Annotated in this window: 22 protein-coding genes and 1 pseudogene; 5 read left to right on the top strand and 18 right to left on the bottom strand. The window is 51.1% G+C overall.

The window, feature by feature from the left end; translation table 11 throughout:
• Window positions 1-178 precede the first annotated feature (178 nt).
• A complete protein-coding gene (locus BKD14_RS05870; protein WP_075654597.1) occupies window positions 179-1,411 on the top strand; it encodes an MFS transporter in 1,233 nt (410 codons plus the stop codon).
• Here BKD14_RS05870 and recO read toward each other — a convergent pair whose 3' ends face one another.
• From recO to lepB, 4 genes are all read right to left on the bottom strand, one after another.
• Window positions 1,412-2,137: a DNA repair protein RecO gene (gene recO / locus BKD14_RS05865; RefSeq protein ID WP_075654596.1), complete on the bottom strand. Its 726-nt coding sequence runs from the start codon at window positions 2,135-2,137 to the stop codon at window positions 1,412-1,414.
• A gap of 12 nt (window positions 2,138-2,149) precedes the next feature.
• Window positions 2,150-3,094: a GTPase Era gene (gene era, locus BKD14_RS05860; RefSeq protein WP_075654595.1), complete on the bottom strand. Its 945-nt coding sequence runs from the start codon at window positions 3,092-3,094 to the stop codon at window positions 2,150-2,152.
• A gap of 165 nt (window positions 3,095-3,259) precedes the next feature.
• A complete protein-coding gene (gene rnc, locus BKD14_RS05855) occupies window positions 3,260-3,964 on the bottom strand; it encodes a ribonuclease III (RefSeq protein WP_022711973.1) in 705 nt (234 codons plus the stop codon).
• Between the two features lie 54 nt (window positions 3,965-4,018).
• On the bottom strand, window positions 4,019-4,804 hold the full coding sequence (lepB, locus tag BKD14_RS05850) for a signal peptidase I (RefSeq protein ID WP_022711972.1): 786 nt from the start codon (window positions 4,802-4,804) through the stop codon (window positions 4,019-4,021).
• 372 nt (window positions 4,805-5,176) lie between these two features.
• Between lepB and BKD14_RS05845 the strand changes: the two genes are divergently transcribed.
• Window positions 5,177-5,626 carry a GNAT family N-acetyltransferase gene (locus BKD14_RS05845; protein WP_075654594.1) on the top strand — a complete coding sequence of 150 codons (450 nt, stop codon included), beginning with the start codon at window positions 5,177-5,179 and terminating at the stop codon, window positions 5,624-5,626.
• A gap of 39 nt (window positions 5,627-5,665) precedes the next feature.
• Here the strand turns inward: BKD14_RS05845 and acpS are convergent, their stop codons facing one another.
• The 11 genes and pseudogenes from acpS to rpoZ all read right to left on the bottom strand — a co-directional run bounded on the left by acpS (window position 5,666) and on the right by rpoZ (window position 18,137).
• Window positions 5,666-6,064, bottom strand: a complete 399-nt coding sequence (acpS, locus tag BKD14_RS05840) for a holo-ACP synthase (protein WP_075654593.1) — start codon at window positions 6,062-6,064, stop codon at window positions 5,666-5,668.
• Window positions 6,061-6,642, bottom strand: coding sequence for a DUF2062 domain-containing protein (locus BKD14_RS05835; protein WP_022711969.1), 582 nt, complete (start codon window positions 6,640-6,642; stop codon window positions 6,061-6,063). The genes acpS and BKD14_RS05835 overlap by 4 nt, the downstream gene beginning before the upstream one ends.
• A gap of 488 nt (window positions 6,643-7,130) precedes the next feature.
• A complete protein-coding gene (gene hemN, locus BKD14_RS05830; RefSeq protein WP_075654592.1) occupies window positions 7,131-8,468 on the bottom strand; it encodes an oxygen-independent coproporphyrinogen III oxidase in 1,338 nt (445 codons plus the stop codon).
• A 134-nt stretch (window positions 8,469-8,602) separates the two neighbouring features.
• Window positions 8,603-8,689, bottom strand: a pseudogene (gene cydX / locus BKD14_RS19520) (cytochrome bd-I oxidase subunit CydX); the annotation flags it as partial.
• A gap of 33 nt (window positions 8,690-8,722) precedes the next feature.
• The gene (gene cydB, locus BKD14_RS05820; RefSeq protein ID WP_075654591.1) at window positions 8,723-9,874 is read right to left on the bottom strand and encodes a cytochrome d ubiquinol oxidase subunit II; all 1,152 of its coding nucleotides are present in this window, start codon (window positions 9,872-9,874) and stop codon (window positions 8,723-8,725) included.
• Between the two features lie 18 nt (window positions 9,875-9,892).
• The gene (locus BKD14_RS05815; protein ID WP_075654590.1) at window positions 9,893-11,473 is read right to left on the bottom strand and encodes a cytochrome ubiquinol oxidase subunit I; all 1,581 of its coding nucleotides are present in this window, start codon (window positions 11,471-11,473) and stop codon (window positions 9,893-9,895) included.
• Between the two features lie 200 nt (window positions 11,474-11,673).
• Entirely contained in the window at window positions 11,674-13,251 is a 1,578-nt protein-coding gene (locus tag BKD14_RS05810) for a peptide ABC transporter substrate-binding protein (RefSeq protein ID WP_075654589.1), read from the bottom strand.
• Window positions 13,252-13,404: 153 nt separating this feature from the next.
• Entirely contained in the window at window positions 13,405-14,127 is a 723-nt protein-coding gene (locus BKD14_RS05805; protein WP_075654588.1) for a helix-turn-helix domain-containing protein, read from the bottom strand.
• A 367-nt stretch (window positions 14,128-14,494) separates the two neighbouring features.
• A complete protein-coding gene (gene pyrE / locus BKD14_RS05800; RefSeq protein WP_022711962.1) occupies window positions 14,495-15,073 on the bottom strand; it encodes an orotate phosphoribosyltransferase in 579 nt (192 codons plus the stop codon).
• A gap of 9 nt (window positions 15,074-15,082) precedes the next feature.
• Window positions 15,083-17,317, bottom strand: coding sequence for a bifunctional (p)ppGpp synthetase/guanosine-3',5'-bis(diphosphate) 3'-pyrophosphohydrolase (locus BKD14_RS05795; protein WP_022711961.1), 2,235 nt, complete (start codon window positions 17,315-17,317; stop codon window positions 15,083-15,085).
• Between the two features lie 418 nt (window positions 17,318-17,735).
• Complete coding sequence (gene rpoZ, locus BKD14_RS05790; protein WP_075654587.1) at window positions 17,736-18,137, bottom strand: DNA-directed RNA polymerase subunit omega; 402 nt, start codon at window positions 18,135-18,137, stop codon at window positions 17,736-17,738.
• A gap of 486 nt (window positions 18,138-18,623) precedes the next feature.
• Here rpoZ and BKD14_RS05785 point away from each other — a divergent pair, with 486 nt between their 5' ends.
• Both BKD14_RS05785 and BKD14_RS05780 read left to right on the top strand, forming a co-directional pair.
• Window positions 18,624-19,196 carry an NYN domain-containing protein gene (locus tag BKD14_RS05785; RefSeq protein WP_022711959.1) on the top strand — a complete coding sequence of 191 codons (573 nt, stop codon included), beginning with the start codon at window positions 18,624-18,626 and terminating at the stop codon, window positions 19,194-19,196.
• 16 nt (window positions 19,197-19,212) lie between these two features.
• Window positions 19,213-19,917, top strand: a complete 705-nt coding sequence (locus BKD14_RS05780; protein ID WP_075654586.1) for a uracil-DNA glycosylase — start codon at window positions 19,213-19,215, stop codon at window positions 19,915-19,917.
• Between the two features lie 48 nt (window positions 19,918-19,965).
• Here the strand turns inward: BKD14_RS05780 and smpB are convergent, their stop codons facing one another.
• Both smpB and dapA read right to left on the bottom strand, forming a co-directional pair.
• Window positions 19,966-20,442: an SsrA-binding protein SmpB gene (smpB, locus tag BKD14_RS05775; protein WP_075654585.1), complete on the bottom strand. Its 477-nt coding sequence runs from the start codon at window positions 20,440-20,442 to the stop codon at window positions 19,966-19,968.
• Window positions 20,443-20,676: 234 nt separating this feature from the next.
• Window positions 20,677-21,561, bottom strand: coding sequence for a 4-hydroxy-tetrahydrodipicolinate synthase (gene dapA / locus BKD14_RS05770; protein ID WP_022711956.1), 885 nt, complete (start codon window positions 21,559-21,561; stop codon window positions 20,677-20,679).
• 937 nt (window positions 21,562-22,498) lie between these two features.
• Here dapA and BKD14_RS05765 point away from each other — a divergent pair.
• Complete coding sequence (locus BKD14_RS05765; protein ID WP_075654815.1) at window positions 22,499-24,547, top strand: lytic transglycosylase domain-containing protein; 2,049 nt, start codon at window positions 22,499-22,501, stop codon at window positions 24,545-24,547.
• 135 nt (window positions 24,548-24,682) lie between these two features.
• Here the strand turns inward: BKD14_RS05765 and BKD14_RS05760 are convergent, their stop codons facing one another.
• Complete coding sequence (locus BKD14_RS05760; protein WP_245293560.1) at window positions 24,683-25,042, bottom strand: DUF423 domain-containing protein; 360 nt, start codon at window positions 25,040-25,042, stop codon at window positions 24,683-24,685.
• Between the last annotated feature and the right edge of the window lie 44 nt (window positions 25,043-25,086).

The following is a 25,086-nucleotide window of genomic DNA, read 5'->3' as shown; positions in this document are numbered from 1 at the left end:
CAACTTATTCGGACAGCGCAAAACCCAATCACCAGAAATTTTGAAAACACAGCAAAATCAATTAATAAGACAAGCGGATGAAGCATTCTCACTCAAACCTCTTTCAAGCGTAAAAAAAATATTGTAATCACTATTACACAATAGATTTACCGGCATTTCCGCTGAAAGAACGCACAGCATGTCCACTCGCTCGCAAGACTATCGAAGTCCCTCCATGCCCTGGCTGATCATTATCGCCGGTTGTCTCATCACCTTTCTGACCTTTGGCCCGCGCTCGGCCATGGGTTTTTTCCAGCTGCCGATCATCGGTGACAAGGGCTGGGATCGCAGCACCTATGGTCTGGCTATGGCATTGCAAAACCTGTTCTGGGGTGCCGGTCAGCCAATCTTCGGGATGATTGCCGATAAATACGGTTCATGGCGCGTCTTGCTGATGTCCGGTATTTTCTATGCTTCCGGCTTGTTATTAATGGCACATGCAGATGCCCCGATTGCCCTGCATATCGGCGGCGGTGTGCTGGTCGGCCTTGGTGTTGCCGCCGGTTCTTACGGGATTATTCTCTCCGCCTTTGCCCGCCACGTCAGCGCACAGCAGCGCAGTCTGGTCTTTGGTCTGGGCACTGCTGCCGGTTCTGCGGGTATGTTTGCTTTTGCACCGATTTCGCTGGGTCTGATTGAACGCTTCGGCTGGTCAGATGCACTGGTCTGGCTTGGCGTTGCTATGCTGCTGGTACCGCTGTTGGCCATTCCGCTGCGCGGCAATGCCTCTAATGCACGGATGCCGGACAACAGTGCCAAGCAAACTGTTGCCGAAGCGCTCAAAGAAGCATTGAGCCACAAAAGCTATCTGTTTCTGACTGCCGGTTTCTTTGTTTGCGGCTTTCAGGTGGCTTTCATCACCACCCATTTTCCGGCCTATATTTCCGATATCGGCGTGGATAAGCATTATGCGGTCTGGGGACTGGCGCTGATCGGTTTCTTCAACATTATCGGATCACTTGGTGCAGGTTTCCTCGGCCAGACCCATTCCAAACCGAAAATGCTGGCGCTGATCTATCTGTTGCGCTCAATACTCGTCGCCGGTTTTATCCTGCTGCCGCAGTCCGGCACCAGCGTATTGATTTTCTCTGCCATTATGGGGCTGCTCTGGCTCTCGACCGTACCGCCGACCAATGGTCTTGTCGCCACCATGTTCGGCACACGCCATCTCGGCCTGCTGGGCGGCATGGTGTTCTTCTCGCACCAGATTGGCTCATTCATTGGTGTCTGGCTGGGCGGCACGCTCTACCAGATTTACAACAGCTATGATGCGGTATGGTGGCTGAGCATTATTCTCGGATTGTTTGCGGCGCTTATCCATCTGCCGATCCGCGAAACAGCCGTGCAGCGTCCTGTACTCGCGGCAGCCTGATTAAGCGGCCCGATTTAAAGCAGAAATAAAGCCGGAGCGCGACTCCGGCTGTTGCTGCCCGCGCGGCTCCCACACATGGCGGGTAAAGAAAAAGCCGGTCAGTTTAAACGCCGTGCAAATATCCGGCACAGTCTCGGCTCTGACACGGGAATTGCAGACAAATTCCGGCATCGCCAGCAACCGGTCCGCCCAAGGTGCACCGGCATCGCGGGAGACGGCTCGTCCGCTTTTCGGCGAGACATAAATCAGATCAGTGGTGCCGCCGGTTGCGGCACAGCTTTTGAGATCAAGACCGAAGCCCAGCTCTTCCAGCAACATCAGTTCAAAACGCAACAGCAACTCACCGGCAGCAACCGGCGTGTCACAATGCTCCAGCAAGAGCTGCAATGTCTCATAGAGATTTTCATGCGGGTCACGCTCCGGCAGCAGACGCAAATGCGCTGCCGCGAGCTGAATAGCGAACAGCGCCACCGGCAGATCAATCAGCCGCGCTGCGGAAAAGCTCAGAGGTTCAATCTGGTAAGACCCCAGATGCTCATCGAGCCGAGCCCACCAATGTAGCGAAACATGATTGCCGACCTGCAGCATCGGCTGCATACGCTTGGAGCGGCCGCCGCGCACCACACCCATATGGCGGCCATGGGCGCGGGTCATCACCTCCACAATGGCACTGCTCTCGCCATGCCGTCTTGTGCCGAGAATGATGCCCTCGTCGCGCCACTCCATAATCAGCTATCCTCAGGAATTCGGGAATTCCAGACCCATTTCACGGTAACGCTCAGGATCATTGCCCCAGTTGTCACGCACTTTCACGAACAGGAACAGGTGAACCGGCTGCTCGAGAATAGCAGACATCTCCTTACGTGATGCCTGACCGATTGCCTTAATCGTCTCGCCTTTATGGCCGAGAACAATCTTCTTCTGGCTGTCGCGCTCGACATAAACAACCTGTTCGATACGCACCGAACCGTCTTTGCGCTCTTCCCACTTTTCGGTTTCTACCGTCGAGGAATAAGGCAATTCTTCATGCAAGCGCAAATAGAGCTTCTCACGGGTCACTTCCGCTGCCAGCTGGCGCATCGGCATATCAGAAATCTGATCTTCCGGATAATACCAAGGGCCGTAAGGCATTTGGGCAACCAGATATTTCAGCAGATCTTTACAGCCCGAACCATTCAGCGCCGAAATCATGAAAGTGCTTTCAAATTTCACTTTCTCATTGGCGGCCTGTGCCAGTTCCAGCAGCTTTGGCGGGTCAACACGATCAACTTTGTTGAGGATCAGAATTTTCTTCTGATGCGTGTTTTCAACACTGGCCAGCAAAGCCTCAGCAGATTCATTCAGACCGCCCTGTGCATCAAGCAGGATCAGCACCAGATCGGCATCACGGGCACCGCCCCAGGCGGTTGTGACCATAGCGCGGTCAAGACGGCGCTTCGGCTTGAAGATACCCGGTGTGTCAACCAGCACGATCTGTGTCTGATCTTCAGTGATAATGCCACGCACCAGAGCACGGGTGGTCTGCACCTTATGGGTCACAATCGACACTTTAGTGCCGACTAAACGGTTCACCAAAGTGGATTTGCCCGCATTCGGCGCACCAATCAGCGTCACGAAACCCGAACGGGTCTGTGCTTCTGCTGTGGTTGTGCTGTCACCCTGCGGATGGTTGATTTCAGTCATTTTTATCTCTTTTAAGCCAAGCGCTGTATCGGAAATGCTCTGAAGAACCTGCGCAGGTTTAACGAGCTCTATTTAAGTTTAGCGCACATCTTATTCCGAAAACCGGTTTCCACTTTTCGGGATGTGCTTAAGTTTAGCGCAAATACGGAAACTTTATAAGATCAGTTATTTCTGCCAGACGCCTTGGCGGTGCAGCAGATTTTCAGCGGCATCCTGCTCGGCAATACGTTTGGAACGTCCTGTTCCTGTTGCCGGCTGGAAACCGGAAATTGCCACTTCCACCACAAAGACAGGCTCATGGTCGGGACCAGTGCGGCTGACAATACGGTAAACAGGTTGCAACTTGCCCTGCTGTTTGCCCTGCTGATGCGCCCATTCCTGCAACTCTGTCTTGGCATCACGGCGCGCCGCATCGCTCACTCTGGAACGTGGCTCCCAGTATTTCAGCACAAAACCACGTGCAGCTTCCAAGCCACCATCCAGATAAATCGTGGCAATCAGTGCTTCAATCACATCGGCACGCACATTCAGAAGGCGCTTGTCATTGAGGCTTTTGATGTCGGAACCGGTTTCGATCAGATCACCCAGACCGATTTCATCGGCAACGGATGCACAGCCCTCAGCACTGACCAGCGCATTCAGGCGCACGGACAATTCACCTTCCGGCGCATCGGGAAAAGCCGCAAACAGCATTTCCGCAATAATCAGTCCTAGAACGCGGTCACCGAGAAATTCCAGACGCTCATAATTGGAGCCGGATTGCGGCCGTGCGCTGGAATGCGTCAATGCGCGCTCAAGGCGCGCATGATCGACAAAGCTATGACCGGTTTTTTCTTCCAGTATTTTTATACGCTGGCGATCAGAAACCATTATCAGGCTCCTGACCGGCAGCTTTATTGTTGTTTAATTTCGTCAAAACACACATCAGTTATTTGTCGTTACAACGGATTTAGGATTTTCCGTTGCTCCGACCCAGTTCAGCAAGCGGTCGAACCGCAGATTGGTTGGCCAGCGCCACAGTTCCAGCGGGCTGTATTTTCCGGAAATGGAGAAGAAGATCACATTGGCACGGCCAACAAGATTTTCATACGGCACATAGCCTACAGAATAGCGGCTATCCAGCGAGTTATCGCGATTGTCACCCATCATGAAATAATGACCGGCAGGCACCTCGAATACACGCGTATTGTCGCCCATAGCATTCGGATTCACGTCCAGCGTTTCGTAAGAAATGCCATTCGGCAATGTCTCACGATAGACTTCAATCGGACGGTTTTCATCAGTCACGTCAGGATTGGCAATCTCGCCAACCTTCTCACGCTGTACCGCCACATCATTGATATAAACAACGCTGTCGCGCACCTGAATCTTGTCACCCGGCAGACCGATTACGCGTTTGATATAGTCAATATTGGTATCGCTTGGCAGCTTGAATACAACAACATCACCGCGCTTCGGCTCAGCACCCCAGATGCGGCCTTCAAACAGATCCGGTGACAGCGGCAGGGAATATTTCGAATAGCCATAGGCATATTTGGAAACGAACAGATAATCACCTTCCAGAAGCGTCGGACGCATCGAGCCGGACGGAATGCTGAATGGCTGAAACAGCAAGGTACGGATCACAAGTGCCAGCAGCAAAGCCTGCACAATAATACTGACGAGTTCACCAACACCGCCGGACTTTTTCACTTCATTCTTGTTAGACAAGCTGGGTTTTCTCCGCTTCTGCGCGTTTATTGTGCGACTCTTAACCTCTACAAAGCCATGAAGCAATCAGGAACTCGCAACTCAAAGGACTGCGCCCTGCTTGCGTTGCATAAAACCCGCATCCTATGCCGGCTTTTGAGTAAAAAAGCCCATACCGGCTCTTGATTTTTTCGTTTGCGATTCACGACTGAAATGCCGACAGCTTTGAGCCCGAAAATTGTTCAAATTATTGCATTTACCGGCTCTTTCGCTCTGGTTATCACCAAACAGACATGATGTATTCTCTGGCGTAATGTTCATAAATCAGCGCCCGAATGCCGTTATAAAACGACGATGGGACGCTGCATAAAACGCAGGGGAATAAACATAATCATGTCTCAGCCAGTGGAAATCCGTCTCTTCACAGCACAGGATAAAGCAGCATGGCTGCCTTTATGGAAAGCCTATCAGGATTTTTATAAGACCAGCATTGCCGACAACATCACCGATTTAAGCTGGCAGAGATTGCTGGATGCGAATGAACCTATGAATGGTGCGCTGGCAATTATTGACGGTAAAATTACCGGTTTTGTACATTATATCCGCCACCGCTCCACATGGTCGACAGGCGGTTACTGCTATTTGCAGGATCTCTACGTTAATCCGGATGTTCGCGGCAAAGGCCTTGGCCGTGCACTGATTGAGCATGTTTATCAAGCTGCAGCGGAAGCAGACTGCTCACGCGTCTACTGGCTGACCCATGAGACCAATACGGATGCGATGGTGCTCTATGACCGCGTTGCCGATAAATCCGGCTTCATTCAGTATCGCAAAATGCTGTGATGTGCGAAAGCGCCCGTATCTATCAAGCGGGCGCTGCTTTTAAGCCGGTACGGCTTCAATAATCACAAAAGCCTGCGCCATCGGATATTCATCCGTAATACTCAGATGCACAACAGGTTTCATTCCTTCCGGCATCATGGATTGCAGGCGAACTTCAGCGCCATTGGTAAGGTGCATAGTCGGCTTGCCGGAGGGGAGGTTAATCACTTCCATGTCCCGCCAGAAAACACCGTGAGAAAGACCGGTACCCAGAGCTTTGGAACAGGCCTCCTTGGCGGCAAAACGCTTGGCATAGGTATCCGCCTGACGTTTGCGGCTTGCAGCCTTGGCACGCTCGCGCTCCGTAAACACCCGCTCCGTAAAGCGGCTGCCGTGACGCTCAAGTGTTTTTTCAATGCGGCGGATATCAATCAGATCACTGCCGATACCAATAATCATCGGGAAGCGCCCTGCTCTGCCAGATTCTTCTTTAATGAAATACGCTGCAGACGCTTGTGACGATAGCTGATCGTTGCCCAGCGCGTTGCCACATAAACAGCCAGCGCACAGCCAAGACCAAGCACCAGCGAACCGAACAGCATCGGCTTCAAAATCGGCTGCCACAGTTCAGCAAAACTCATCTGCTTGAAAATTTCGCTTTCCAGAATTCGGGTCAGCGGCAAAGCCTGTGCCTGACCGTTTTCATCAACGATCATCCGGCCGACTTCATAGGTGCCGCCCCAGATAAACGGAATTGTCAGCGGATTTGCCAGTGCAGTGCCAATCGCAGCGGCAGCAATATTACCGGCAATGAGGTAAGCGAGAACAATCGCAAGAATGAGATGAAAGCCGAAGAACGGGGTAAAAGCCGCAAAAACACCGACGGCCAGACCTGCCGCAACAGCATGCGGGCTGGCAGTAATACGGGTGATCCGCTTGCCCATATAGCGCATTGAGCGCGAGAAAGAACGGCGCGGCCAGATCATCGTGCGAAGGCGCTCCCTGTAACTCAAGGGTTCTCTGCGTCTGAACAACATGACTTTCTGCCACCATCCTTAACTAAATCTGAGTATATCTGCATTGATGCACAGACATAACTGCTTCGCTTCATAGGCGGGAAACTCCCGTGAAGCTATCTCAATTATACGAGAATTAAGACTTTTTTAACAGTTCAAATAGTTATCGCATGAGGACAGCACAGCAGCAATGCGGCAAGAGGTAGTATGCCGCCTGAATAATGCGTCTTGAGACGAGATTATATGTCCCGCGAAAATGTAGTTTTTCCAATAATATCAGGCAGGTTTACATATAATTTGCACTGCTTTTGAATACAAAAAAGCATCGCACTGATCCGCCGCGCCCCCGTGGCAGATCAGGCGATGCCTCTTGCAGGCAAAATCCGCGCTGAAGCTTACCCCTTCAGCCTGCAGTCTCTGCCTTCTCCGCATCTGCCCGCGCCCCCGCGGCTAATGCGAAGCTCTTTCCATGGCCAAAATCAGATGACCATGCTGAAACCCGGCCGGTTTTATATGGCCATACTAAAACTATGTGCACATTCCTTACGGAACTCATCAAATACTGCTGCGACGAGCCTCACCAGCGAATGATGTTCCGGCGCCATCACAATCACTGAACCCTGCACTGTGACGATACCATCGGCGGCCAGCGGGCGCAGCAATGCCAGTTCATCAGAAAAATTCACACCTGCTGCGACATCATTCAGATCGACACGGAAATCACACATCAGCTTTTCAATGATCTTCGCCCGCAAGCGGTCAGAATCGTTAAATGCATAGCCGCGCGTTACCGGTGCCCGTTCTGACAGCACCGCAGCTTTATACTGGCCGATATCGGCAATATTCTGCGTGTATCCTTCACGGAACTGCGAGATAGACGATGCACCGAAACCGAGCAGTGTCGGGCAGTCATCATCCGTGTAGCCCTGAAAATTGCGGCGCAATTGTCCGGCCTTTGCAGCCACAGCCAATGCATCAGACGGCAGGGCATAATGATCGATGCCAACCGGCTCATAACCCATAGCCATAAATGTCTCACCAACGATCTGCGCCTGCTCAAAACGGGCATCAGCATCAGGCAGCAGGCTGGTATCAATCAGCCGCTGATTGGCACGGCGCGCAGGCAGATGCGCATAACCGTAACAGGCAATACGGCTCGGACGGAATGCCGCCACACGTTTGCAAGTCTCACGCAATGTAGCGACCGTTTGCAAAGGCAGGCCGTAGATAAGATCAAAATTCAGGCTGGTTATGCCAACCTGCCACAGCGAATTGACAGCGGATTCAACCTGCTCAATCGGCTGCACACGGCCAATGGCCTGCTGCACATCCGCATTAAGATCCTGCACGCCAAGGCTGGCACGGTTGACGCCAACCTGCGCCAGATCACGGCACAGTTTCTTGTCAACTTTGCGCGGATCAAGCTCGATAGCATGTTCCATATCATCAGCAAAATCGAACTGCTCACGCAGCACCTGCGTGATACGGGCAATGCCCTCACCACCCAAAATGCTTGGTGTGCCACCACCCCAGTGCAGATGCACGGCTTTCGGGCGTTCAGTCAGATATTGCCCCGCTTGGCGAATTTCGCGGATCAATATATCGGCATAAGCCTCAATTACGGTATCACGCCGCGCAATTTTGGCGTGACAGCCGCAATAGTGGCATAGGTCCCGGCAATAAGGCACGTGAAGATAGAGAGAAACCGGTTCCCCCTGTCTCAAACGCCGTAACCACGCCTCATACTGATCTTTCCCGACTGCCGGAGAGAAATCCGCGGCAGTCGGATAAGATGTATAGCGGGGTACGGCAAGAGAAGCATAATGTCTTGCCGCAATCTCCGTCATACTGTTTGTCCTTTACCGGCAACAGCTGCCTGTTCGTTCAGTTTCATTTCCGGCGCAACCGGCATGTTTTTCATTTCCGGCGCAAGCGGCATATTTTTCATTTTCGGCGTAACCGCCGGGGCGCGCACCAGCACGTCATTGCGCAATTCAAACCACATGGCATTGAAAATTGCGAAGGAAGAGGCCAGTCCCAATCCAAGGATCCAGGAAAAGTACCACATTTCATTGTTCCTTTTTCTTTACTCTTCAAAGGGTTAGTAAGCATTAGGCGTATTATCGACACTGTCTTTAGTAATCGGGCCGCGCATCACGCTATAGACCCAGCTGGTATAGAGAAGAATGAGCGGCAGAAAGATCACTGTCGCGATGAGCATGATGAACAAAGTCAGATGGCTGGACGATGCGTCCCACACTGTCAGGCTTGCATTTGGCATGACCGAGCTTGGCAGCAGGAACGGAAACAGTGACACGCCCGCTGTGCTGATGATCCCGAAAATACCGGCACTGCTGCACAAGAAAGCCAGCGTACCTTTGCGGCAATGCAGCGCGATAAAGCTCAGAGCCATACCGGCAAAGCCGAGCACAGGCGCAATCAGCATCCAGCTATGTTTGGTGTAGTTTTCCAACCAGACACCGGAACCAGTTGTCACAGTCTTGAGCATCGGATTGGACGGCCCCGCAACATCCTGCACGGAAGTGACCACATAACCATTGATACCGAAAGCAAGCCACACACCGGCAAGCGCAAACAGAACCACGCTGAGCAGCGCTGCAACCTTGCCGAAACTGCGTGCCCGTTCAGCCACAACACCCGGAACGCGGGCAACAATCACTGTCGCACCATGGGCAACCAGCATGGTCAGGCTGACCAGACCACACAGCAGTGCAAAAGGTGTCAGCAGGCCGAAGAAATTGCCGTCATAATAAATGCGCATCGCATTATCGAAACGGAACGGCACACCAAGCAGAACATTACCAACAGCAACACCGAAGATCAGCGCCGGTACGAAACCACCGATAAACAGTGCCCAGTCCCAAGTGGAACGCCATGCGGTATTTTCCACCTTGCTGCGGAATTTGAAACCAACAGGACGCAGGATCAGAGCCAGCAAAATGGCAATCATCGCCAGATAAAAGCCGGAGAAGGACACCGCATAAAGTGCAGGCCATGCAGCGAAAATCGCGCCGCCGCCGAGGATCAGCCAGACCTGATTGCCCTCCCATGTCGGGCCGATCAGGTTGACCAGCATACGGCGCTCTTCATCGGTTTTAGCCGCGAAAGGCAGCAGAGTGCCCACGCCAAGATCGAAGCCGTCCATGATCGCGAAACCGATCAGCAGAACACCGAGCAGCAACCACCAGATCAGGCGCATTGTTTCATAATCTAAAGGAATATTGGTCATTATCTTGCTCCTTTCGCCTGATTAACCGTTGTTCTGCATATTCAGGATGGCCGCATCCTGTGCCATATCGACATCAGGGCGTACCGGTTCTTTTGGTCCGGCTTTGACGGTACGAACCATCAGCCAGATCATGATGCATAACAAAGTGGTGTAGACGGTCAGGAAGAAACCAAGACTGATGACCAGATCAGTCATAGTGAGATTGGAAGCCGCATAGAATGTCGGCAGCACGCCCTCAATCGCCCAAGGTTGACGGCCATATTCCGCAACAATCCAGCCTGCTTCAATCGCAATCCACGGCAAAGGCAGTGAGAAAACAGCGATTTTAAGCAGCGCACGATTGGTATGTTCATTGATGCGATGTCTGCTCGCCAGAACAAAGGCAATTGCAAAAAAGGCGATGAAATAGAAGCCCAGCGCCACCATGACACGGAACGACCAGAACAAAGTGCCGACACTCGGAATTGTATCTTCCGCAGCCTTGCGGATTTCTTCAGGTGTGGCGTTCTGAATATCATCCCGATAACGCTTCAGCAGCAGGCCATAGCCGAGATCATGCCAGTTGGCCTTAAAAGCTTCACGGGCTTCAGCATCATTCGGGTTGGCACGGATATGATCCAGCTCAACAGAAGCCTTGATACCGTTTTCGATGCGCTTTTCAGCCATATCCACCAGATCATGGATGCCCGGCAATTCTGTTGTCAGACTGCGGGTGGTAATGAGGCCGAGAACATAAGGAATATGCACTTCGTAGCTGTTTTTGCCGTCACCCGGAATGGCGAACAAGTTAAAACCGGCCGGTGCAGGTTCTGTTTCCCACATGGCTTCCATCGCAGCGATTTTCATCTTCTGCTGTTCGGTGGCCACATAGCCGCTTTCGTCGCCCAGCACGACGACCGACAAAGCAGCAGCCAGACCGAAAGAAGCGGCAACGGTCACAGAACGCTTTGCCAGTTCCACATGCTTACCGCGCAGCAGATAGATACTGCTGATTGCGATGATGAACATGGCACCCGTTACATAACCGGCACTCACCGTGTGCACGAATTTTGCCTGTGCAACCGGATTGAACAGCACAGCCATAAAATCTGTGACTTCCATACGCATTGTATCAGGATTGAAAACCGCGCCGACCGGATTTTGCATCCAGCCATTGGCAATCAGAATCCACAAAGCGGAGAAATTGGCGCCAAGCGCCATCAGCCATGTGACGGCCAGATGCGCCACGCGCGACAGACGCGCCCAGCCGAAAAAGAACAGGCCGATAAATGTGGCTTCAAGGAAGAACGCCATCAGGCCTTCAATAGCCAGCGGCGCACCAAAAATATCGCCGACATAATGGCTGTAATAGCTCCAGTTCATACCGAACTGAAACTCCATCACGATCCCTGTGGCGACGCCCATGGCAAAATTGATGCCGAACAAAACACCCCAGAACATGGTCATGCGACGCCAGATGTCGCGACCGGTCATGACGTAAACGCTCTCCATAATCGCCATCAATAATGAGAGGCCGAGCGTCAGGGGGACAAAAATAAAATGATACATCGCCGTTGCAGCGAACTGCAATCGCGACAGATCAACGACAGTAAAGTCAATCATACTTCCAGCCTTTTATCATTCGGATAACCGCCGCTCCGCAACGGGAAAGCAGCTTGCCGGATCCGTTTTCTGCAAACGGATCGTCCTCCCTTATCGCTGGTGTAACAAAGGTGTGAAAAAGCGCATTGATCTGGATCAATGGCTGTAAAACAAAAAAGGGCGGGGAAATGCCCCGCCCTTTGCTCAAAATTTGTCTGTGCCTATGGCTTCAGCGACAGCCATTGTGTGGCGTGGACATTCTTCAGATTATCGTGCCAGCCTTCCAGCTGATCTGAAACCAGCGCCCGTGACGCATAGGTAAACAGCGGAATGACAACCTGCTCCTGAAGCAACAGGCGCTCAGCATCGGCCAGCATCACCGCACGCGCTCTGAGATCGGTTGTCACCGTGGCCTTATCCAGCAAAGCGTCATAGGTTTTATTGAACCATTTTCCATAATTGAAACTACTGTCACTTTTATAGAGAAATAAAAAACTTTGCGGATCACTGTAATCCCCGATCCAGCCATCCCTTGCCAGATCAAATTTTCCGCCTTCGCGCAGATAATTGAAATAGGTCGTGCCTTCCATTTCATTCAGCTTTGCCTTGATGCCGATATTTTTCAGCATATCCGCAATGGCAGCCATGACATTTTTATGGTTTTCGGATGTATTATAAAGCAGCTCAACCGTCAGACTGTCCGGCTTGATACCTGCCTCTTTCAGAAGTTCTTTCGCTTTATCTTCACGGTCGAGAATATCCTGATTGGCATAATCCTGACTTACCCCGCCACTGATATAATTATCAATTTCCGGCGGCACTAAAGAATAGGATGGCAGCATTGTCCCGCGCCAGACTTCTCTGGCCATAAAATCGCGGTCGATCACCATCGAAATAGCGCGGCGCACACGGGCATCTTTCAGCGGGCTGCCGTCTTCCCCCTTTATATCGAGAAAATAGCTGCCCAATTGCGGGGCAATGCGCAGCTCAGTGCCAAATCTCTTGCGTACATAATCCATCTGCTCGGCAGGCACATCGGCACAGACCTGTACCTCTTTTGCTTCAAACCGGCGCATACAACTGGAACGGTCTTCAAAAGGCAGCCAGTTCACCACATCAATTTTGACCTTATCCGCATCATAATAATAGGGATTTTTCTTCATGATGATTTTGTCATTCGGCACAAAACTGGCCAGTTGATAGGCACCATTGCTCACCAGATTTCCTGGAGCGGTAAATTTTTCGCCGTTTTTTTCAACGCTTTTGCGATGTAAAGGCAGTGCCGTGTGATGTGCCATTAATTGCAGAAAATAGGGCGTCGGCGCTTTCAGTGTGAACTTCACCGTATAATCATCCGGTGCTTCCACGCCCAATTGCTCAGGCGGCAACTGTCCGCGGGAGATTGCTTCGGCATTTTTGATCGGAAACAGCACATTGGCATAGGGTGCGGCTGTTAGCGGGTTCATAATACGGCGGAAAGAATAGACAAAATCCTGCGCGGTAACCGGATCACCATTCGACCATTTTGCATTATCGCGCAGATGGAAAATATAGCCCACGCCATCCGGTGACATTTCCCATGATTTTGCAACACCGGCGATGATTGCGCCTTTGGCATCTTCCATCACCAGCCCCTGATAAAGATCAGCGAGAAGCGCCGCCTCATCGACCGTTGATGTCAGTTGTTGATTGAGCGAGGACGGATCGCCATTACTGCCACGATTTAAAATGATTTCGGCATTGGCAGATGTACTGAACACAGAGATCAGCAGACCAGAAATCAATAATGATCGGCGCATATAGCCCCTCCTCCATCAATAAAATAAAGACATGAATAAAAATCCCGCGCCGATATTACGCGAGCGCGGGTTCAGGAAAATCCCAATAAAATGCAAAAAGCCGCGTCTGCCTTAGGGGGCAAACGCAGGACACATTCTTAAAACTGTCAGAGATCAGCTTTTGAATTCAGTGCCGGCAACGGCTGAAAGCGAGCGATGCGAAAGAATGCTCACCGTATTGGCATCCGGCAGATGGATCAGGCCTTGTGTGCGCAATTTTGTGAAGCAACGGCTGACAGTTTCAATTGTCAGGCCGAGATAATCTGCAATATCCGTGCGGTTCATCGACAAATGTACCGGATTGTCCGGATGGCCGACACGTTTCGCCTGTGCTGAGAGCACCAGCAGGAAAGAGGCCAGTTTCTCAACAGGTGCAAGACGCCCGAGCACCAGCTGATTATCCCGCGACTGGCGCAAAGCCTCACGTGTCATCACATAGAGACGATCTTTCAATGCCGGATGCTGATCCATCAGCTCGTCCATCTCATTTACGGAAAAGCAGCATAATGTGGATTGCACAACAGCTTCTGCCGTCTGGGAATAAGTCCCGTCATCGGCGAGACCGAGATAATCGCCCGGATAGAGAAAACCGGAAATCTGACGGCGGCCGTCCGGCAGCAATGTAAACAAACGCAGCAGACCGGAAGTCAGGCTGAAAACTTTCAGCTTCGGCGCGCCCTCTTCCACCAGCATTTCACCGGTTTCAAGCTTGCGTGAAGACATGATTGCCTCCAGCGCATGCAGCGCATCATCCTGCAAAGCGGCACAGATCGCCATTTTACGCACTTCACAATCAACGCAGGCTCCGCACGGGTCACGGTGACGCTGGCTATGCATTGTCTGAGCTGTAAGAACTGAAACCACGATGATGCCTTGTTTTTACACTTGTCGTTATCGGAAAACCGGTGCCCGCTTTTCCGCGACACGCTCTAACTCTTTGTTTTAACGCGTATCTTATCCGAAAACCGCTTCGCACTTTTCGGGACACGCTCTAGTTTTTTAATTCGTCGCATTATCGCGGACGCTAAATGCTCTGGCACCCCGACGGAGTTTATGCGCAACAATAATTTAATGAGGCGGGCCGACAGCTGTTCATGCCACGAAGACTATGTTCCTCATGGCATGAATGTTCGCAAATTTCCATATCCCGCTCCGCCCTGCGTCAAAAAACGCTTTGAAAACCAGCAGAGCGTCATGGTTCAGCTCAGATATTACGGCTTCCCGGCTTGATGGCTGGAAGCGCTGCCAGTTCCGGCGGCAGATTATCCTTATCATAGGACGGCACTTCATATTCAGCCAGTGCGATCAGCTTGGTGCCGACATCGGCTTTACCTGCCGAGCGATCAACGATACAGGCGGCAGCCACAACTTCCGCCTTCAAATCGCGCAGCGTATCAATTGTCTCGCGGATAGACAGGCCGGTGGTCACAATATCTTCCACGATCACAACGCGGGAGCCTTCCGGCAGTTCAAAACGGCGCAGTTTGAAAACACCATTTTCACGCTCGACCCAGATCGACGGCACGCCGAGATGGCGCGAGGTTTCATAAGACGGGATCAGACCGCCGATTGCAGGGCCGACGACATAGTCAATCGGACCGAGATCAGCGGCTTTGATCTTTTCAGCCAGTGCCTTGCACAGTTTTTCCGTCTTGTCGGCATGCATGAACACCCGCGCTTTTTGCAGGAAAACAGGGCTGCGGCGACCGGAAGTCAGAATAAAATGCCCTTCAAGAATGGCACCTGCCTCACGAAACACGCCCAGCACATCTTCAGTATTCATAGAAGCCTCTTATCCGTTAACGCGCTGTGCATCGCTCACACAGGCGCTTTCTTTTAATTGCGTAATAATGCGGTTGAGATGTTTGAGATCCCAAACCTCAAGATCCATAATCATTTCTGTAAAGTCAGGCGCTGTTCGCACCATGGAAAGATTGTGGATATTCGTATCATTGACCGAAATAACCTGTGCAATCTCTGCCAGTGAGCCCGGTGAATTAATGGCGGAAACGGAGATACGGGCAGGAAAACGTTCATGCATTTCGCCGTCAATATCCCAGCGCACATCAATCCAGCGCTCCGGCTGGTCATCATAGGCGGTCAGTGCAGAAGACTGGATCGGATAGATCGTGATGCCGACACCCGGCTGCAAAATCCCGACAATACGATCGCCCGGAACAGCGCCTTCCGGTGCAAATCGCACCGGCAAATCCGAATTCGCACCGCGGATCGGCACAGCATGATTTTGCGCTGCCGCCTGCTTTTGCACATCCTCAGTGCTACCACCCTCCGGTACCTTAAAGATCATACCGGCAGCATTTTGCAGGTTAAACCAGCCCTTCTCGCCGGTTTTCGCAGGACTACCCGTTGTCACGCGTGTGTCCTGATAATCCGGATAAACCGCTTTCAGCACATCGCCGGAAGCCAGCTCACCGCGACCAACCGCTGCAAATACATCCTCAATATCTTTGCGTGCCAGCCGTGCCAGTGCAGGCTTGAGCAAATCCTTGCTGAACGGCTTGTTACCGCGCTCGAATGCCCGTTCCAGAATACGCATACCCAGACCGGAATATTGCTTGCGCACGGCAGCGCGCGTTGCACGACGAATTGCCGAACGCGCTTTACCGGTAACCACAATGGATTCCCATGCCGCAGGCGGAACCTGCGATTTGGAGCGGATAATATCCACCTCGTCGCCGTTTTTCAGCTCGGTCATCAGTGGCATCATGCGGCCATTGATCTTCACGCCAACGGTTGAGTCGCCAATATCCGTATGCACCGCATAGGCAAAATCAATCGGTGTTGCCCCGCGCGGCAGTGCAATCAGGCGGCCTTTCGGCGTGAAGCAGAAGACCTGATCCTGAAACAGTTCCAGCTTGGTATGTTCGAGAAATTCTTCCGGATTATCACCTTCAGACAGCGCCTCAATCGTACGACGCAGCCATGCATAGGCATTGGATTCCGTTGAAATCGCGGTTGGCACCGTATTGCTGCGGCCGTCTTTATAGATCGAATGGGCTGCCACACCATATTCCGCCACATCATCCATTGCGCGGGTGCGGATTTGCAGCTCTACGCGCTGACGGGACGGCCCGATAATTGTGGTGTGGATCGAACGGTAATCATTCTGTTTCGGCGTTGAAATATAATCTTTGAAACGCCCCGGCACCATTGACCATGTGCGGTGAATAATCCCCAGCGCCTTGTAACAATCATCAACATTATCCACGATAACGCGGAAACCGAAAATATCGGAAAGTTGTTCGAAAGACAGGCCTTTGGTTTCCATTTTACGGAAAACCGACCACGGCTTTTTCTGCCGGCTGGAAACATCAGAATGCAGGCCTTTTTCAGCAAACAATGTCGCCAGATCTGTCTCAATCTTGCTGAGCAGACCACGGTTCTTTTCCATCAGTTCCGCAAGGCGGTCAGTCACCGCACGCCATGCTTCCGGATTGATATAGCGGAAGGCCAGTTCTTCCAGCTCTTCGCGCATATCCTGCATACCCATGCGGCCGGCCAGCGGTGCATAAATATCCATGGTTTCTTCAGCAATGCGCAGACGTTTGTCTTCGCGCATCACACCAAGGGTGCGCATATTGTGCAGACGGTCAGCCAGTTTCACCAGCAACACACGCACATCGTCGGAAATCGCCAGCAGAAGTTTGCGCAGATTTTCCGCCTGCACTGCTTTTTTGGAAACCAGATCGAGTTTTTTAAGCTTGGTCAGACCTTCAACCAGCTTGCCGATTTCAGGGCCGAAAAGCTGGTCAATCTCAGCGCGGGTCGCGTCAGTATCTTCAATTGTGTCATGCAGCAGCGCAATGGCAATAGTTGCCTCATCAAGACGCATATCTGTGAGGATTGCCGCAACTTCCAGCGGATGGGAAAAATAAGGATCGCCGGACGCACGTTTCTGACTGCCATGTTTCTGCATCGCATAAACATAAGCCTTATTCAGCAGCGCCTCATTCACATCAGGCTTATAGTGCTGCACCCGCTCAACCAGCTCATATTGGCGCATCATCAGCCTGCACTCCTCTTACCCGCGCATCAAACAAATCATACATAACGACACCGGCGTCACGACTCCGGAATTTACTGTAAAACGCAACCGGCACAAAGCACTACAGGTTTTAAAGCATATAATAATCCGGCATCTACCGGCATTTTTCATGCGGCATTTTAACGGCCAGAGCATAATTTCTTAAACTTGAAGCAGTTTAAGTTAAAATTATGCTCTTAATTTTAAGTGTTAGAGCGACCATTGTGCGCCCAATGGGGCGCACAATGGTCGCTCTAGCCTAACGAATAGCCTGATGCGCACAAAATAAAGCGCCGCAGAATGTTCTGCAGCGCTTTAATAATCCGGTCTTTACTGACACCGGCAATCTGAAAACAATGCCGGATATCTGTTGAAACAGCTTAAAGCGCCTCAACAAAAATCAGTAATCGTCGCTCTTTTCCGGTGCAACCAGACCTTCGATACCAGCAAGCAGATCTTCTTCGCTCATGCTGTCGAATGTCACGATGTCTTCTGCGCCGACAACAACTTCGCCGCCCTGCTCGTCCAGAGCGCCGCTGATCTGCAATGGTGCCGGTGCTTCCGGTTCGTCAATTTCCACATGCTTCTGCAGCGAGTGGATCAGGTCTTCTTTCAGATCGCCCGGTGACAGGGTCTCGTCAGCGATTTCACGCAACGCAACAACCGGGTTTTTATCGTTGTCGCGATCAATGGTAATCTGACCGCCCTGAGAGATCTGACGTGCACGATGGCTGGCAAGCAGAACCAGCTCAAAGCGGTTGTCTACCTTGTCAACGCAATCCTCAACGGTAACGCGGGCCATAGATCGCCCCTTTCATATCTCAAAATTAATTCAGGAATTCTCGATTTCCATAACGCCACTTGACACAAAAAACAAGCAAAAGCGCACATAGAGCGGTTTTGATTTTCCATATCTGTGCGCAAACACAGCTCTCATAGCCTAGAGACTTCATTTTTCCGTCATAAAACCCCACAGAATCGCTCCCGATCTTTTAAAATCCACGCTGTTCTGCGGGCTTTGAAAAAGCTGCAATAAAGTCCTCTAAATCGTTTATACTCTTGCTCCCAAATGAATAGATTTCATTTATATGATATTTGTGATATCTTAATCACACATTTTCCCTGTCTTTTCCAAATACGGCAATAAAAACAACCTGTGATTGCTTGCCTTTCTGTAGATGCGCCTTAGAACGCAAACTAGGAGAGGCTTTTTTCAAAACTAAAAATTGAAAAGTGCGGACAATTAATCAGCAAAATATTATTTGCTGAAGAATGGATAATTATCAAAATGTTTGATTCACGCGAAAAAATCGCGCTTTTTATCGATGGCGCCAATCTTTACGCTGCATCCAAGACACTTGGCTTTGATATTGATTACCGCAAATTGTTGAAAGCTTTTCAGAAGCGCGGTTACTTGCTGCGTGCTTATTACTATACTGCTCTTGTTGAAGATCAGGAATATTCATCCATCCGCCCCCTGATCGACTGGCTTGACTATAATGGCTACAAGGTCATTACCAAAGCTGCCAAAGAATTTACTGATGCAACCGGCCGCCGCAAGGTAAAAGGCAATATGGATATCGAACTTGCTGTCGATGCCATGCAACTGACTGAAACCGTCGATCATTTTGTAATCTTCTCCGGCGACGGCGATTTCCGCTGCCTCGTGGAAGCATTGCAGCGTCGCGGCCGCAAAGTGAGCGTTGTTTCAACCCTCACAACACAGCCGCCAATGATTTCCGATGAGCTGCGCCGTCAGGCAGACCATTTCCTTGATCTGGTGACCCTGAAGTCTGAAATCAGCCGCGAAGCCTCTGAGCGTCCGGCTCGCCGTTTTGAAGAGGAAGAAGAGCTGTACTAAGCTCTTCTGACTTGTTTTGCAGTATCCGGAACCATCCCGCGATTGCGCTTTCTGCCCCCGCCTTCACGACTTTATTCAAGTCTGGCGGGGCAATGAACCCTCATGGCATAATGCTCCGGTTCCTGCATTTTTGCCGACAGATCCGCAGAACAGTGCAACAGCGGTTTGCACCACGACCCTGCCCGCTTTTACCGAACGGGCACGCCTTCTGATTATCGGCCTTGCACCGGGTTTACGCGGTGCCAACCGCACCGGCCGTCCCTTTACCGGTGATTATGCCGGTGACCTGCTCTATTCCACTTTGAAAGATTATGGCTTTGCTCAGGGCAATTTCGAAGCGCGCCCTGATGATACATTGACGCTCAATGATTGCGCTATCGTCAATGCTGTTCGCTGCGTGCCGCCGGAAAACAAACCTACCGGCGCCGAGATCAATACCTGCCGCCAGTTTTTGTCACCGTTCATTACCGGCCTGCCTAACTTGCAGGCGATTGTCACGCTTGGCACCATTGCCCATCAATCGACAATCCGCGCCCTTGGCCAACCGGTCTCAAAACATAAATTCGGCCATGGCGTACAAACTGATATCGGACAGTTGCGTATTTTCTCCAGCTACCATTGCTCGCGCTACAACACCAATACCGGTGTTCTCACGGAAGCCATGTTCCGTAATGTATTCAGCAATGTACGCGATTATCTGAACGATAATCCCCGGAAGTGAGCTCATAAAAAAAGCCCTGTCTGAGACAGGGCTTTAATATTTCGGGTATTACCCGCGATCACGGAGCAATCGTGATTTTTCACGATTCCAGTCACGGTTCTTTTCCGTCTCGCGCTTGTCATGCAGTTTCTTACCGCGCGCCAGAGCGATTTCGAGCTTCGCACGGCCACGCTCGTTGAAATAGAGCTTCAACGGCACAACTGTCATCCCGTCGCGGGCGATGGAATTGGCCAGACGCACAATCTCTCTCTCGCTGAGCAGTAATTTGCGCAACCGCCGCGGATCATGATTGAAACGATTGCCTTGCGTATATTCAGGAATATAGGAATTAATCAGCCAGAACGCATCATTCTCAAAGCTGGCATAGCTTTCAGCGATATTTGCCTGATTGGAGCGCAAAGATTTAACCTCGGTTCCCGAGAGAACGAGGCCCGCTTCAATCACTTCAAGTATCTCGAAATTATAACGCGCTTTGCGGTTATCTGCGATGACTTTGCGTGCAGGTGCATTTTTTCTCGTATTCATGGCAGCAATATATATCTGATCCGCAACTTTACTAGAGCATTTCACAGTCAAGTTGGATGAACTTGACGACCGTGATAATGCGACCACTTTAGAATCCAGAGTTTTTCCGGCTTAAACTGCAACAAGCTGAATATAAAAAAGCCTGCCGGTTCAATATTCATGTACCGGCAGGCGATAGATGATTTGCAGCAAAATAAACAGCGTAAACTGTTTAGTTGTGCCGATTGCGCAGAATTACTGATTGAGCAGACCTGCATGACGCAGCGCTGCATCGATTTTCTCTGCGGTTTCAGCCTCAACAGGCATCAAAGGCAGGCGCAAATGATTGGTAATGCGTCCGGTACGTGCCAGCGCATACTTAACGCCTGAAGGGTTCGGCTCCATAAACAAAGCTTTATGCAGCGGCATCAAACGATCCTGAATTGTCAGTGCTGTTGCATAATCACCGGCCAGACAGGCTTCCTGAAACTGCGCGCAAAGACGCGGTGCAATATTGGATGTTACGGAAATACAGCCGCGACCGCCATGAGCGTTGAAACCCAGAGCCGTGGCATCTTCGCCGGACAGCTGAATGAAGTCTGTACCGCAAGTTGCGCGCTGTTCGGAAACACGTTCAATTTTGCCGGTTGCATCTTTCACGCCAACAATATTTTTGTGGTCGCGCACAAGAGCGCCCATTGTTTCCGGTGTCATATCAATGATTGAGCGTCCCGGAATATTATAGATCACCAGCGGAATTGAGATCGCTTTGGCAACAGCGGAAAAATGCGCATAAAGCCCGCGCTGATTTGGCTTATTATAATAAGGTGTCACAACCAGAACAGCATCAGCACCAGCACCTTGCGCATGCTGGGCAAGCTCAATGGCTTCAACAGTATTATTAGAACCGGCACCGGCTATAACCTGCGCACGGCCTTTCGCTTCTTCAACGCAAACCTCGATTACCCGTTTATGCTCATCATGGGACAGTGTCGGAGTTTCGCCAGTTGTACCAACCGGTACAAAGCCATGCGTCCCCTCCTCGATCTGCCAGTTTACAAGGCCACGGAACGCTTTTTCGTCAAAACCACCCTGCTCTGTAAAAGGTGTGACGATAGCCGTGATTGAGCCCTTAAGCATCGGGTACTCCCAAAAGTTTGCCTGTGTTTTAATATGAATTACATATCAGCGAAAAATCGACCGATAATGCAGTTTATTACGCCGGATTTGCAATCCCGGAATAGTATGCTCTAATTTTAATGTGTTAGAGCGGGTTTTGTGCACCCGATCGGGCACACGCGCTCTAATATTGAAGATCAGGTGACGCAGAGGAAAATCCGGACTGATAATATCAGCCCCGCATCTCCGGCAATTTTTGATTTTGCAAAATCAAAAAAGCCCTGCGCTGCCTGTATGCAATTTCAAACCGCATATATGATGGTTTCTAATATACAGCCTATAAGAATGTTATTATATTCACTACAAATGCCATAGAACGACCATCCATACAGGCCTCGCAGCCGCGTACAGAATGATGGCACCACCACCTGTTCGTGAAAAGTGCTGCACCATAGTCCTGCAAAACTGCTGCATCAAGCAAATTTACGCATATTCATAGGCATTTCATCGCTATGATAAAAATAAACGCGCATTTCGTCAGTCCGACGAAATGTTTTATACATAGCGACGAAAACCTGTCAGCAAGTGATTTGCAATTCATCCCCGTTCTTCTGAGAAACAACAGTCAATACCGGCAAAATTGGGGCGCAAATCACGATGAATTTATTATTAAAAACGATATCAACCCGTCTTTCAGGTAAGGCTTCATTAACATTGCCTTCACAGGTCTGACCTATAATTGGAAGTACAGAAGACCGGCAGCATTCAACAGCATATTCAGAACCTCTGACCACTGAGAGCGACATTTCTATAACTCTCAGTTTTCACTCGGATATCTTAATAATCTGCCTTAAATTTGCTTCAACACGGTTATAACGGATTTGTAATGCGTAAATTTGCACTTTTCGGACAGCGACCAGATCAGTTTTTTTTAGCCCTTACACTTTTAAGTGCAAGCATGGCAGGAAATGTGCTGACAGCCGGTGCGCAGGAAGCTGAAAATGTGCCGACGCCTTTGTTGCGTCCTTTTGCGCCAACAGCGATGCGTAATATGCCCGCGCCGATGATGCGGCCGGATCCGACAACCACCGCCACGATACCACGTGCGCAGGCACCGGCCGCCATGAGCGGCAGCCTGAAAACCGCGCTGGATGCCCTGTCTTCAAAAGATGCACGCCGTGCGCTGGCAATCCGGAACGGTATGTCCGCCAGTGATCTCGACCGCCATATCCTGACATGGGCTCTGGCTCTGTCCGGTGCAGACGGCTTGTCGAGTGCTGACTATGTTGCTGCCGCCGCAGAATTGCGTGACTGGCCTGGTATGACCACAGTTCAGCGCAACACAGAACGGGCGCTTTACCGTGAAAGTGCCCCTGCCGGCACCGTGATTTCCTATCTCGGAAACCGCAAACCGCAGACCACCGAAGGTATGATCCTGCTGGGTCGCGCTTATCTTGCCAGCGGAAACCGCGCACAGGCACGCCAGCTGCTTGCGCCATGGTGGGCACGCGCCAAGCTCGATACAAAAGATGAAACGCTGATTTTGCGTGAATTTTCCGGCGTTCTGACCAAAGAAGATCATCAGACACGTTTTCTGCGCATGTTGTATGATAACCGTCTGTCATCAGCATCGCGTTTAGCCGCATCAGCCAATGCGGAATCGCTTTATGCCGCCTTTGCTGCCGTGAACAAACGTGCACCGGATGCCGCACAAAAGCTTAATGCTGTTCATAGTTCATGGCAGTCAAATCCTGCGTTTTTATTTGCAAAAATCCAGTATCTGCGCCGCTCCGAGCGCTATACGGAAGCTGCCAATCTGATGCTGAAGGCACCGCGTGATGCCAGATCACTGGTTGATCCGGATGCATGGTGGATTGAGCGCCGCGTTTTATCCCGTGAATTACTGGATATCGGCAAGCCGCAAATTGCTTATCGCTTAGCCGCTGCTCACAGTGCTGAAACACCGACTATGGCTGCAGATGCAGAATTCCATGCGGGCTGGTATGCTCTGCGTGCATTGAATGATGCCTCTACCGCGCAAAAACATTTTAGCCGTATTGCTGAAATTTCCTCGCGTCCGATGTCTGCATCCCGCGCCTATTACTGGATGGGTCGTGCCGCAGAATCTGGTGGCGGCGGCAATGCAAAACAAATGTATCAGCGTGCATCCTATTACGGCACATCGTTCTACGGTCAGCTGGCGGCAGCCAAACTTGGCAATAATGTTCTGCAGCTGCCTTATCCGAAACCAAGCGCCGCAGATCGTGAACGTTTTGACAGCCGCGAACCGGTTCGTGCAATCCGCCGGCTGGAATCCATCGGTTATGGCAATCGCGCGCAGAGCCTGTACATCAATATGGCGCAGGAACTGAGCAGCACAGGTGAACTGGCGCTTCTCGCCGTTATGGCTGAACGCAACAGCAATCATTACCTGTCACTGCGCGTCGGCAAGATCGCTGCCGGTCGCGGTCTCGATGTCGGAGCATTGTCGCATCCGACAGGTGCCATTCCGGCCAATGCGAATATTAAAGGCTCCGGCGCCGCCCTCGCCTATGCGATTGCCCGTCAGGAAAGTGAATTCAATATTTCAGCGGTTTCCAGCGCCGGTGCGCGCGGCCTGCTGCAATTGTTACCGGGCACGGCAAAAGGCGTTGCCCAGCGTGCAGGTCTTGCTTATTCCGATAAGCGCCTGACCACTGATGCCGCTTATAATGCCACTTTGGGTGCGCATTATCTCGGCGAACAGATTGAGCGTTTCAACGGCTCCTATATCCTGACTTTTGCCGGATATAATGCAGGCCCGAGACGCGCCAGTGAATGGATTGCCAAATATGGTGATCCGCGCGGGCAGAATCTCGATCAGGTTGTCGATTGGATTGAGCGTATTCCATACACAGAAACCCGTAACTATGTGCAGCGGGTGATGGAGAATTACGCCGTCTATAAATCTCGCCTCTATGGCAATGCCAATATTCAGCAGGATCTGATAAGCGGCCGGCGCGGATAAATTTTCCGGCTATAACAATCAAAAAAGCCGCGCAGTCAGCTGACAGCGCGGCTTTTTTGTATGGAAAATCCAGTCTTTCTCCCGTCCGAGATATCTTATTTTCCAAGGTTTTCGGGAAAAATGACTGTGATGATATTATTTTTTTGAAGGAATGAATGCGCACAGAGCCGTCATCAGCCATCCGCCAATCATCAATGTGCCCCCTGTCGGCGCGGCCATAGCAAATAATCTGTTGCCTGTCAGATCACGCAAGATCAAATCACCCGCGAATAAAACAAGACCGAGCAGCACCAGAATGCCTGCCCAGTAAATGGCGCGACTGCGTGCACTTAAAAAAGAAAAACCCAAAAAAGCAGCTGCATGCCCCAACAGAATTGGCGCTACAACACCTAAAAACGCATGATTGCCGTGTGCAGATGCTGCATAACTTGTCATTGCAGCAGCACCGGATAAACCGGAGAAAAACAGAAACAGACGTTCAACGCCAGCAGTCATCTTCATAAATCCTGTAAATTGATTATCTGCCCGCCATCAATGCA

This window comes from Pseudochrobactrum sp. B5, from assembly GCF_001939785.1.
In the GTDB taxonomy this organism is placed as follows: domain Bacteria; phylum Pseudomonadota; class Alphaproteobacteria; order Rhizobiales; family Rhizobiaceae; genus Pseudochrobactrum; species Pseudochrobactrum saccharolyticum.
This window is presented reverse-complemented; position numbering and strand designations above follow the sequence as displayed.